At 69.9% G+C, this 10,972-nt stretch carries 8 protein-coding genes; 2 read left to right on the top strand and 6 right to left on the bottom strand.

All coding sequences use genetic code 11. The features are described 5' to 3' along the window. Positions 1-170: 170 nt before the first annotated feature. From trxA to UG56_RS23700, 5 genes are all read right to left on the bottom strand, one after another. On the bottom strand, positions 171-500 hold the full coding sequence (gene trxA / locus UG56_RS23720) for a thioredoxin (RefSeq protein WP_045547254.1): 330 nt from the start codon (positions 498-500) through the stop codon (positions 171-173). A gap of 124 nt (positions 501-624) precedes the next feature. Beyond that, entirely contained in the window at positions 625-1,599 is a 975-nt protein-coding gene (trxB, locus tag UG56_RS23715) for a thioredoxin-disulfide reductase (RefSeq protein WP_045547253.1), read from the bottom strand. A 182-nt stretch (positions 1,600-1,781) separates the two neighbouring features. Beyond that, positions 1,782-3,530: a protein kinase family protein gene (locus tag UG56_RS23710; protein WP_071327287.1), complete on the bottom strand. Its 1,749-nt coding sequence runs from the start codon at positions 3,528-3,530 to the stop codon at positions 1,782-1,784. 66 nt (positions 3,531-3,596) lie between these two features. Continuing rightward, positions 3,597-5,234: a murein biosynthesis integral membrane protein MurJ gene (murJ, locus tag UG56_RS23705; RefSeq protein WP_256206860.1), complete on the bottom strand. Its 1,638-nt coding sequence runs from the start codon at positions 5,232-5,234 to the stop codon at positions 3,597-3,599. A 79-nt stretch (positions 5,235-5,313) separates the two neighbouring features. Continuing rightward, on the bottom strand, positions 5,314-7,488 hold the full coding sequence (locus UG56_RS23700; RefSeq protein ID WP_143055170.1) for a DUF6049 family protein: 2,175 nt from the start codon (positions 7,486-7,488) through the stop codon (positions 5,314-5,316). A gap of 50 nt (positions 7,489-7,538) precedes the next feature. On the opposite strand from UG56_RS23700, the gene UG56_RS23695 reads away from it, so the two are divergent. Together UG56_RS23695 and UG56_RS23690 are read left to right on the top strand one after the other, a co-directional pair. Continuing rightward, positions 7,539-8,990, top strand: coding sequence for a CCA tRNA nucleotidyltransferase (locus tag UG56_RS23695; RefSeq protein ID WP_045550680.1), 1,452 nt, complete (start codon positions 7,539-7,541; stop codon positions 8,988-8,990). 87 nt (positions 8,991-9,077) lie between these two features. Beyond that, positions 9,078-9,533: an SRPBCC family protein gene (locus tag UG56_RS23690; protein ID WP_045550681.1), complete on the top strand. Its 456-nt coding sequence runs from the start codon at positions 9,078-9,080 to the stop codon at positions 9,531-9,533. 123 nt (positions 9,534-9,656) lie between these two features. Here the strand turns inward: UG56_RS23690 and UG56_RS23685 are convergent, their stop codons facing one another. Then, positions 9,657-10,940 carry a helix-turn-helix domain-containing protein gene (locus tag UG56_RS23685; protein WP_045550682.1) on the bottom strand — a complete coding sequence of 428 codons (1,284 nt, stop codon included), beginning with the start codon at positions 10,938-10,940 and terminating at the stop codon, positions 9,657-9,659. Positions 10,941-10,972: the final 32 nt, after the last annotated feature.

The raw sequence follows: 10,972 nt of genomic DNA, 5'->3' as shown, positions 1-10,972 counted from the left end.
TCTCGCCCGACGTAAGTGCCATCTCGCCCGACGTAAGTGACGTCTCGCCCGACGTAAGTGACGTCTCGCCCGACGTAAGTGACGTCTCGCCCGACGTAAGTGACGTCTCGGCGAAATGACGCCGGCCCGCCCCCTGTGACAGGAAGCGGGCCGGCGGGCGACGGCTGGTGTCAGCCGATGAACTCCTGCAGCTCCTTGAGGAGCGCGGCCTTCGGCTTGGCGCCGACGATGGACTTCACGACCTCGCCGTTCTGGTAGACGTTGATGGTCGGGATGCCGGTCACGCGGTAGGTGGAGGGGGTGACCGGGTTCTCGTCGACGTTCATCTTGGTGAAGGTGACCTTGTCACCGTGCTCGCCGGCGAGCTCCTCGAGGATCGGGGAGACCTGGCGGCACGGGCCGCACCACTCGGCCCAGAAGTCGACCAGTACGGGCTTGTCGGACTTCAGGACGGTCGAGTCGAACTCGGCGTCGGTCACGGCGGTCATGTTGTCAGCCACGATGGGTTCCTTCTCGGGTAGGGACGTGTTTGGGGAGGTCTGTGGTCAGAACGCTGGGCTTGCGTCGCGCATTCCCAGCGCCCGGTGGTCGAGCTTGTCGAGACCACCACCGTAGAGGCCCAGGTCAGGCCGAGACGGCAGCCGCTTCGGCGTGGGCCTGGTGGGCGAGGAACTTCTCCGCGTCGAGGGCAGCCTGGCAGCCGGTGCCGGCGGCGGTGATCGCCTGGCGGTAGACGTGGTCGACCAGGTCACCCGCGGCGAAGACGCCCTCGATGTTGGTGGCGGTGGAGCCCTCCTTGGTCAGGACGTAGCCCTCGTCGTCGAGGTCGACCTGGCCCACGAGCAGCTCGGACCGCGGGATGTGGCCGATGGCGATGAAGAGGCCGGAGCACTCGAGGTCGCGCAGCTCGCCGGTCTTGGTGTCCTTGACGGTGATGCTCTCCACGGACAGCTCGCCGTTGATGGACTCGACCACGGAGTTCCAGGCGATCTCGAGCTTCGGGTCGGCGAAGGCACGCTCCTGCATGATCTTCGAGGCACGCAGCTCGTCGCGGCGTACGAGCAGGGTGACCGAGGAGCCGAAGCGGGTCAGGAAGAGGGCCTCCTCCAGGGCGGAGTCACCGCCGCCGACGACCACGATGGGCTTCTGCCGGAAGAAGAAGCCGTCGCAGGTGGCACACCAGGAGACACCCTTGCCGGAGAGCTCGTCCTCACGGGGCAGGCCGAGCTTCTTGTAGCCCGAGCCGGTGGCGAGGATGACGGACTTCGCGTAGTGGGTGTCGGTGGCGGTCTTGACGACCTTGACCGGCCCGGTGAGGTCCATCTCGACCACGTCGTCGGGCTCGAGCTCGGCGCCGAAACGCTCGGCCTGGGCACGCATGTTGTCCATCAGCTCCGGACCCATGATGCCGTCACGGAAGCCGGGGAAGTTCTCCACCTCGGTGGTGTTCATCAGAGCGCCGCCGGCGGTCACCGAGCCCTCGAAGACGAGCGGCTGCAGTCCGGCACGGGCGCTGTAGACGGCTGCGGTGTAGCCCGACGGGCCGGAGCCCACGACGATCACGTTGCGGGGTTCGGTCGGGGACGACGGGGTCGGCATCTAGAGGCTCCTCAGGTGTGGCTGGCGAACTGCACAACAGATCGTAGGCCACGTACATTCCATGGCCCCGAACGCCGAGACGTCGCCCGCGTCGGCCGAGGCGTCACGTACGTCGGTCGAGGCGGCATCGGCGTGACATCTCGGGCGACGGGAGTGACTTCTCGGGCGACCGGGGTGACGCCTCAGGACACGGAGGTGCCGAGAACCTCGACCTCGTTGACCTCGGTGCGGTAGCCGCCTTCGCTCTGCGGAAGGCCGGTGATCCAGACGAGTACGTAGCTGCCCTCAGGTGCGTCGTCGAGCTTGATCTCGCCGGTGCGGCCGATGCTGCCCTTGCCTGCGGCGGCGCCGGTGGGGTCCTCGGTCCAGGGGGAGTCACCGACGTAGACGGAGATGTCGGTGGGCTCGGCATTCATGTTGAACTTCACCTCGTCGACGGCGTAGTCGCCCTTGAGGTTGAGCACGATGCCGATGCCCGGCTTGAGGGAGCGGGGACCGTCGCCGATCTGGTCGTTGTAGGTCGAGGTGCGCCAGGCGGTGGCCGGGTCGTTCTTGCCGTCGACGACGCCACCGACCAAGTCGGGATACTCGGTGGGCGGGTCGCCGTGGGGGTCGAGGTCCTTGGCGGTGATGCCCTTGATGACCGTCGGCTCGGCGGCTGCGGGGTTGTCACCGCCGCCGTTGCTCCCGGTGCCGGGGTTCTCGGCGGTGGTGCTGGGGTCGTCGCCGAGGATGTTCCAGGCGATCGAGCCGGCGATGAGGACCAGCACGATGAGGGCGACGCCCATGGCGACGCGGATCCAGTTGGTGCCGGGCTTCTGGTTGTAGTCCGGCTCCTCGGCGATGGCCACGTTGGCGCCGGTCCAGGGGCCCTGCCAGCCGTTGTAGGAGGCGTCCGGGGCCACCGGGCGCCGGGCGGCGGCAGGAGGCTGCTGCGGCCGCGGCGGCGGGGGCGTGTAGCCCGGGGTCTCGTCGGCGAAGAGCGGCTTCGACGGGGTCGGGTCCTGCATCGGCGGCGGGGACGACGGGCGCTGGCGCTGGGGGCGTACGGCATCGGGGGCCACGCCGATGGCGTTGGCCGCGGCCGGTGCCTCGGCGGGCTCGAGCTCGGTCGGCGGGGCCATCGCCTGGGTGTCCTCGTCGATCGCCGAGGGCCGGTTGAGCGGGGCGGTCGGCTCGCCGGAGAAGCCGGCGAGGGCGGAGTGGAGCTCGGCGGCGGTCAGCGGCGGCATGTCGGCACCGCTGCCCAGCACCCGGTCGCACAGGTCGTCGAGCGGACGAGGTACGCCGGCGCGTACCTGCCGGGGACGGAGCACCCGGCCGTGGTCGCGGGGCGCGGGAGGCATCGAGGAGAGCGTCTCGCCGGCCCACTTGCCGGTCAGGGCGGCGTAGAGGACACCGACGGCGTCGACGCGGTCGCGGCGCTGCGAGTCACGGGTGTCGGGGTCGATCCCGTGCAGCGCGGCGTCGACACCGAAGCCGATGACGCGCACCGCGCCGAGGTCGTCGAGCAGCACGGCCTCGGGGTTGAGCCGGCCGTGGGCGTGGCCCTGGTCGTGGGCCAGCACCAGCAGGTCGGCGACCTCGGAGGCGATCCAGGCGGCCTGCTGCGGCGGCAGCGGGCCACCGGCGGCCAGTGCGTTCTCCAGCGACGCGCCCTCGCCCCACTCGTTGACGACGTACGCCACCTGGTCGGTCTGGGCGGCGTCGAGGACGCGCAGCATCCGCGGGTCACCGACGGCGGCGGAGTTGCGGGCCGCGGCCATCAGGCGCGGGGCGCGCTCGTCACGGGCATCGAGGACGTGCACGGCAACCGGGCGGCCGAGCACCGCGTCCTGGGCACGCCAGAAGCGTCCCTCACGGGACTCGCTCAGCAGATCCGTCAGCTGGTATCTGCCGGCGAGGACGTCGCCTGATTGCGTGAACTCCATATCGGACCCATTCTTTCAGACCTTGCCAGACAGTGAGGCGGCTGTCCGATGGTGGTCGAGGACCGCTCAACGACGCAGCCGTCGGGCAACCTGTTGCACCATCGTGGTCAGCTCCTTGACCTGGGCAGCCTGCGCCCCGAGGAGCAGCATGCCGAGATGCAGCGCCCCGACGATAGCGGCCCCGATCAAGGCCAGCACCATCGTCGGCTCGTCGTTGATCAGGCCCAGCCCGGTGCGCAGCAGCCATGCGGCGACGGCGGCGACGAGCGTGACCATGATCAGCCGGGCCAGGAACGCGACCAGCCCGCGGCCGTCCAGGTCGCCGAGGGTGCGCTTGAGCACGACGTACGAGACGACGGAGCCGACCAGGTAGGACAGCGAGTAGGCGCCGGCCAGCGCCGCGGCCGTGTGCTCGGCGGAGAACGCCCTGGTCAGCAGCAGCGCGGCGACGATGTTCGTCGTCGCGACCGAGCACTGGATGAAGAAGACGGTGCGGTTCTGCTCCAGGGAGTAGAAGCCGCGCAGCAGCAGGTAGTGGATCGTGAAGAAGACGAGCCCGGCCGCGAAGACCGACAGCGTCGGGGCGTACGTCTTGAACGCGTCGGCGCCGGCGCCGTAGCCGAACAGGATGTGGGCGATGTCCTCGGAGAGCACCGGCAGCAGCGCGGCGATCGGGATCACGATGGCGAGCGCGTTGCGCAGCTGCCGGGAGAGCGTACGTCCCAGCTCGGGCAGCTCGCCGGCCGCGCCGTGGCGCGACAGGACCGGCAGGATCGCCGTCGCCAGCGAGACCGTGATGATCGAGTGCGGCACCTGGGTGACCAGGAAGCTGTTGGAGTAGACCGTGTAGCCGGTGCCGCCCGAGGCCGAACCGGTCGAGGCGAGCTTGGTGACGATCGTGTAGGCGATCTGGTTGACGATCACGAACAGCACGGTCCAGATGCCCAGCTTCGCGGTCTGGGAGAGCCCGGCGCCGCGGAAGTCGAAGCGGGGGCGGAAGCGGACGCCCGCCTTGCGCAGCACCGGCAGGAGCAGCAGGAACTGCAGCGCGATGCCGAGCGTCGATCCCAGGCCCAGGAGCGTCTCCTGACCGGCCGTGAAGCCACCGACGTCGGACGGTCCTAAGACGACCAGGTAGACCACCAGGGTCGAGATCGCGACGATGTTGTTGGCGATCGGAGCCCACATCATCGGCCCGAAGCTGCCGCGGGCGTTGAGCACCTGCCCGACCAGCACGAACATCCCGTAGAAGAACACCTGCGGCAGGCACCAGCGGGCGAAGTCGATGGTCGACTCGAGCTCTGCCTGGTGAGTGGGGGTGTACATGTCGGCGCCGAGGTAGAGGCGCATCAGCAGCGGCGCACCGAGCACCAGGACGATCGTGACGACACCGAGGAAGAGCCCGGCCAGCGTGATGATCCGGTCGGTGTAGGCCGCGCCGCCGTCCTCGTCGTTCTTCTGCGCCTTCACCAGCTGCGGCACGAGCACCGCGTTGAAGACGCCGCCCGCCAACAGGATGTAGAGCATGTTGGGAACGGTGTTGGCGATGTTGAAGACGTCGGCGTGCAGCCCGGAACCCAGGGCCGCGACGAGGAGTGCGGAGCGGATGAACCCGCTGGCCCGCGAGAAGAGCGTCCCCGCGGCCATCACCGCGCTGTTGGCCAGGACCGAGCTTCCGCCGGACTTCTGCTCGGTGGCTGTCACGCCGCCACCTCCGTAGCGCAAGCGCCAGAATACGGACGCGGCGGCGTCTTGCATTCATGGTTCACTCGCTGACGCTCGCTCACGCTGCTCCTGACGTACGGGCCTTCTTGGCTTTCATGATGCGCCGGGTGAGTCGCACGGCGATCGCCGCGAAGAGTAGCGCGCAGCCGGTGCCGACGAACCACCAGATCACCCCGCTGACCTGCGAGGGGCGGATCGGTACGGAGGCGTGGGCGCCCAGCGGGTTGCCCTTGGTGTCGGTGACGACGATGAGGGCGGTGTGGGTGCCGGTGTCGTCCATGCTCGCGGCGAGGTTGAAGCTGGCCTTCGAGTTGGCGTCGAGCTGGACGGGCTCGGAGGTCGCGACCCGCAGCGACTCATCGGTGATCGCGTCCAGACGCACCGTGACCGGCTCGTCGAGCTCGTTGCTCAGGGTGACCTGGAACTCGCCGCCCTTCATGCTGGAGAGGATCACCTTCGGGGGTACGGCCACGGTGATCGAGCTCAGCTGGGCGCTGACCTCGCTCAGCGCGTTGGCGGCCGAGTCGGTGTCACCCTTGCGGGCGGAGTAGGAGGTGGTGGTCAGGGCTTCGCTGACGATGTCGGAGGAGATCTCGTCGTTGTGGGTCAGGACCCGCTGCAGCATCGTGCCGGCGTCGATGAGCTCGTTGGCGGTGCCGATCCGGTCGGCGGAGATCTCGGCCTTCATCTCGCGACGGGGGTAGCGGAGCTTGTTGGTGGTGATCGAGGTCGCCTTGTGACCGGCGATCGCCTCGGTCAGCGTCGAGGACGAGATCCAGGCCGCCTTCTTCCACGGGCCGACGAACGAGGCCGGCGTCTGGGGCGGGTGCCAGCCGTCGGGGAGGACCGCCACGAGAGGCTTCCCGGAGCCGCGGAGCAGCGCGGCCTCGGCGACCAGACGCTGGCGCACCGAGATCGCGTCGATGGGATCGTTGGGGCCGGGCCCACCGCGGGCGGCACCGGAGGAGGTCACGATCATCTGATGACCGTCGAGATCGGCGATCACCGGTGCGGTGCCGCGGAACATGCGGTCGCTGACCAGGTTGACCGCCCCCGGCTCGAGCAGGTTGACCGCGGCGCGGTCGAGGTAGCCGGTCGGCGGAGCGACCGCCGAGGTCGCCTTGATGCCGAGCCTGGCGAGCGCCTCGGCGGTGTGCTCACGCGCCGTGGCCAGCAGGTCGGGATCGGTGGTGGCCAGCGCGGACAGGTCGGGGTCGGCGTAGGGAAGGGCGAGCAGGTCGTGGCCGGCGAGCGCGTCCTCGAGGCGACCCAGCCAGACCGTCGCGGCCTTCTGCGCGGCCTGGGCCTCCTCGTCGAGTGCCTCCTCGGCGTCGGTGTCGGGGCCGGTCGAGGGGCTCGGCACCAGGGCCGAGGCGGACGGTGACGCGCTCTGGCTGCCGCTCTCCTCGGGCTCCTCGCCACCCTCGTCCGTCGGTGCCAGGTTGCGGGCGGGGTTGCCCTCGGCGAGGTTGCGTACGGCATCGATGAGGGCCGGGTCGATGGCCCAGGTCAGCTCGGGCATCTCGCTGCCGGTCTCGAGCATCCGGAAGAGGCGTCCTCCGGCGCTCAGGTCACGGGTCCAGCCGGGGAGGTAGTTCACGCTGCCGTCGGCGTTGTAGACCACGCTGCGCCGCAGCGGCATCACCAGCGAGACCTTCTCGGCCTTGGCCCTCTTGTTGGGCTCCTTGACCAGCGGCAGGAAGGTGCGCGCCCGGCCATCCGCAGTGGTGGGGGTGGTGGCGCCCAGCGCGTGGACCCCGAACCAGTAGACGCCCGGCTCGGTGATGTGCAGGAGCTTGCGCGGCACCGTCAGCGACCACGAGTAGGTCTCGCCGGGTGCGAGGTCGGGGATCGTCGCGTACGTCCCCTCGGACACGATCCGCTCGCCGACCAGCGCGTCCGCGGGCAGGTCGGCGGCCTCGGCCAGCTCCTTGGAGGTGGTCATCGGCGTGTCGCCGATGAACGGGTAGATCTTGACCCCGTTCCACTCGTCCTCGGTGGTGTTGGCGACCTTGCCGCTCACCGTGATCCGGCCCTTGGTGCGGCCGTCGAGGCTGACCGTGTCGAGCTGGTCGATGCTCACCGCCAGCGGGTCGGTCTCGGCAGCCTCGTCGTCGGCCTGAGCGGGCGCCGGCAGCATCAGCAGCAGGGGTGAGAGCAGCGCCAGGACGAGTGCGGCGGTGACTCGCCCACGTGGCCGTGGCGGCCTCGCCTGATGCTGGCGGACTGGCATGACTTCGAGAATATCTTTCCGGGGGTGCGGTCCTCGTAGACTGCGGCGTTGTGTCCGACAGCCAGCTTCCCCCGATCAGCGTCGCCGATGTTCAGCGATCGGTGACTGCTGAACTGGACCGTATCGCACCGGTGATCGACTCCCTCGGAGAGGCCTTCGCTGCAGACGGTCACGAGCTGGCCCTCGTCGGCGGACCCGTCCGCGACGCGATGCTCGGACGCCCCCACAACGACCTCGACTTCACCACCTCGGCCCGTCCCGAGGAGACCGAGAAGATCCTGCGTACGTGGGGTGAGGCGCTGTGGGACATGGGCCGCGACTTCGGCACCATCGGCACCCGCAAGGGCCCCTGGCAGGTCGAGGTCACCACCTACCGCTCCGAGGCCTACTCGGCCGACTCCCGCAAGCCGGCGGTCGCCTACGGCACCTCGCTGGCCGACGATCTCGTACGCCGCGACTTCACCGTCAACGCGATGGCGGTGCGGCTGCCGGGCCGTGAGGTCGTCGACCTCTACGGCGGTGTCGTCGACCTGGCGACCCGGGTGCTCCGCACCCCCGGGACCCCCGAGGACTCGTTCTCCGACGATCCCTTGCGGATGATGCGCGCCGCGCGCTTCGCCGCCCAGCTCGGCTTCGAGGTCGCGCCCGAGGTCGTCGCCGCGATGAAGGACATGGCCTCGAGGATCTCGATCATCTCCGCCGAGCGGGTCCGCGACGAGCTGGTGAAGCTGATCTGCGCCCCCTTTCCGCGTCTGGGCCTGTCGCTGCTGGTCGAGACCGGCCTGGCCGAGCTGGTGCTGCCCGAGCTGACCGCGCTGCGCATGGAGCGCGACGAGCACAACCGCCACAAGGACGTCTACGAGCACACCCTCACCGTGCTCGAGCAGTCGATCGACCAGGAGGCGCGGCTCGGTGGCGGGCCCGACTTCGTCTCGCGGTTCGCTGCCCTGATGCACGACGTCGGCAAGCCCCGCACCCGGAAGTTCCACGACGACGGCACCGTCTCGTTCCACCACCACGACGTCGTCGGCGCCAAGATGACCCGCAAGCGGATGAAGGCGCTGCGCTTCTCCAACGACGAGATCGAGGCGGTCTCGAAGCTGGTCGAGCTGCACCTGCGCTTCCACGGCTACGGCGACGGCGACTGGACCGACTCGGCGGTGCGCCGCTACGTCCGCGACGCCGGTGACCAGCTCGAGCGGCTCCACGTGCTCACCCGCGCCGACTGCACCACCCGCAACCGGCGCAAGGCCGACCGCCTCGCCCGCACCTACGACGCCCTTGAGGCGCGTATCGAGCGGATCTCCGAGGAGGAGGAGCTCGCCGCACTCCGTCCCGCGCTCGACGGCAACCAGATCATGTCGCTGCTCGACATCCCTCCGGGTCGTGAGGTGGGGGCTGCGTACAAGTTCCTGATGGACCTGCGGCTCGACGAGGGCGTCCTCTCCGAGGAGGACGCCGCCAAGCGGCTGCTGGCCTGGTGGGCCGAGCGCTCCGCATAGCCCGTTCGGCTGTGGCGCTCGGCACGAGCCTGTTGACATCTGGGCTACTACTGTCCATCGAGCCATACTGACGGTACGGTTCCGGCTATGACGACGATCACAGATCTCGAGGCAACGACGACGATCAACGCGACGCCGGCGCAGGTGTGGGCGGCGATCACCGACCTTCCACGGATGGCTTCGTGGAGCCCGCAGGTGGTGAAGACGATCGTGTTCGGGCAGGTCAAGGAGGGGACCCGCTTCCTCAACATCAACCACCAGGGCTGGAAGCACTGGCCGACCAACGCGAAGGTCGTACGTTTCACCCCGCACTCCGACTTCGCCTTCCGGATCACCGAGAACACCACCGTGTGGTCCTACCAGCTCGCCGAGAGCCCCGAGGGCACCGTGGTCACCCACCGCCGGGAGACCCCGACCGGCATCTCGGCGCTCTCCCTCTCGCTGACGAAGATCGCCTTCGGGGGTCAGGAGAACTTCACCGAGGAGCTGCGTACGGGCATGGCCACCACGCTCGCCAAGCTCAAGGCCGACCTCGAGAGCTGACCCTCCCACGCCGAGGCGTCGCTCCGGTCGGCCGAAGCGTCAGGCCGGTCGGCCGAGATGGCATCGTGTTGACGTCTCGAGCGACGTACGTGACGTCTCGGCCGACGGGGGTGACGCCTCGGGTCAGGCCTTTGCCCTGGTCCAGCGGTAGACGCTGCTGGTGGAGACGCCGAGCTGCGCGGCCACGTCGGGGATGCGGGCGCCGGCGTCGACGAGGAGCCGGGAGGCCTCGGCCTTGTCGTCGGGGAGATTCGCCATCAGCTCGGCGATCTCGTCGGGAAGGATGTCGGGGTAGTCGATGGCCGGCTCGGGGTCGGGGATGTTCTCCGGGAACGGGATCCGGTCGAGGAGGCCGCCGTCGGCGTCGGAGGGCTTGGAGGCCGTGCGGCCGTTGCTGAACTGCGGAGCCATCCCGGCCCCGGGGGCCGCCTCGGCGGCGGCACGTACGGAGTCGGTCACCCGGCTCGAGACCCGGCGGCGGGTGTCGGTGGTGGCGAGGGCGGAGGCCATCTCGCGGGTCCGGGTCTCGCCCGACGGCGTCACCTCACGAGGTACGTCGGTGACCGAGTCGGAGACGGCGTCGGCGGTCCGGTCGAAGAGGATGCCGGTCGGTGCCGCCTCGATGGCCCGGTCGACACCGGAGGGCGTCACGTGCGGGACCTGCTCCACCACCGGCACGCTGAGCGCCTCGTGCACGTCGGGGAGGGTGATCGGCAGCCGGTCGGCCTGGCGGGTGCCTTCGGCGACCGCGGCGAAGGCGTCGACCCACTGGTTGATCTGCTCGCGCATGGCGCCCGGGGCGACGGACCGCAGCGCCACCGCCTCGGCGCGCCAGTAGCGCTTCTGCGCGCGCTCCAGCTTCCGTCGGGAGGAGCGCGTACGCTTCCGCACCGCCGTGTCGCGAGCCCGCCGCCACTCGACCCGGGTGGCGAGCAGGGCGTGCATCCGGGCGCCCATCCGCAGGTCGGACCAGGAGCGTTCCATGGCGAGGTGGCGGTCGCCGACGAGCGCCAGGTGCCACATCAGCGCGGCCAGCAGCGGCACGATGAACCGGAACGCCGCCGCGGTGGCGGCGTGGCCGAGGTGGATCTCGTGCCAGCCGGCGAAGAAACCGGACGCGGCCGACAGCAGCCAGGTCAGGGTCAGCAGGGTCTGCGCCGGCCGGTCCTGCTGGGCGGCCTCGCGGGCCATCAGCGCCACGGTGACCAGCGACAGCTCGAAGACCCCGGCGAAGGCGTAGGCGTTGATCGCGCCCATGGCGAGCACGTCTCGTCCGAAGCCGACCATCGCGACGTACGCCGCGGCCGTGGAGATCAGCGCGACCGAGACGGCGCCGAAGAGGATGAGCCCACGGCCGTTGTCTGTGGAGCCCTTGCCAGCCGTGGTCGAGTCGTTGTCGGGACGCATCGTGGGGGTCTCCGGTACCTGAGGCGGTCGAT

The organism is Nocardioides luteus (assembly GCF_000960475.2).
GTDB lineage: Bacteria > Actinomycetota > Actinomycetes > Propionibacteriales > Nocardioidaceae > Nocardioides > Nocardioides luteus_A.
The sequence above is the reverse complement of the archived record's forward strand: the minus strand, read 5'-3'. Positions and strand labels throughout refer to the sequence as shown.

What these genes read in the sequence shown, in the direction of transcription:
- trxB (WP_045547253.1), bottom strand. Translation starts at nt 1,599, where the DNA reads ATGCCGACCCCGTCGTCCCCGACCGAACCCCGCAACGTGATCGTCGTG.
- UG56_RS23710 (WP_071327287.1), bottom strand. Translation starts at nt 3,530, where the DNA reads ATGGAGTTCACGCAATCAGGCGACGTCCTCGCCGGCAGATACCAGCTG.
- UG56_RS23700 (WP_143055170.1), bottom strand. Translation starts at nt 7,488, where the DNA reads ATGCCAGTCCGCCAGCATCAGGCGAGGCCGCCACGGCCACGTGGGCGA.
- UG56_RS23690 (WP_045550681.1), top strand. Translation starts at nt 9,078, where the DNA reads ATGACGACGATCACAGATCTCGAGGCAACGACGACGATCAACGCGACG.
- UG56_RS23685 (WP_045550682.1), bottom strand. Translation starts at nt 10,940, where the DNA reads ATGCGTCCCGACAACGACTCGACCACGGCTGGCAAGGGCTCCACAGAC.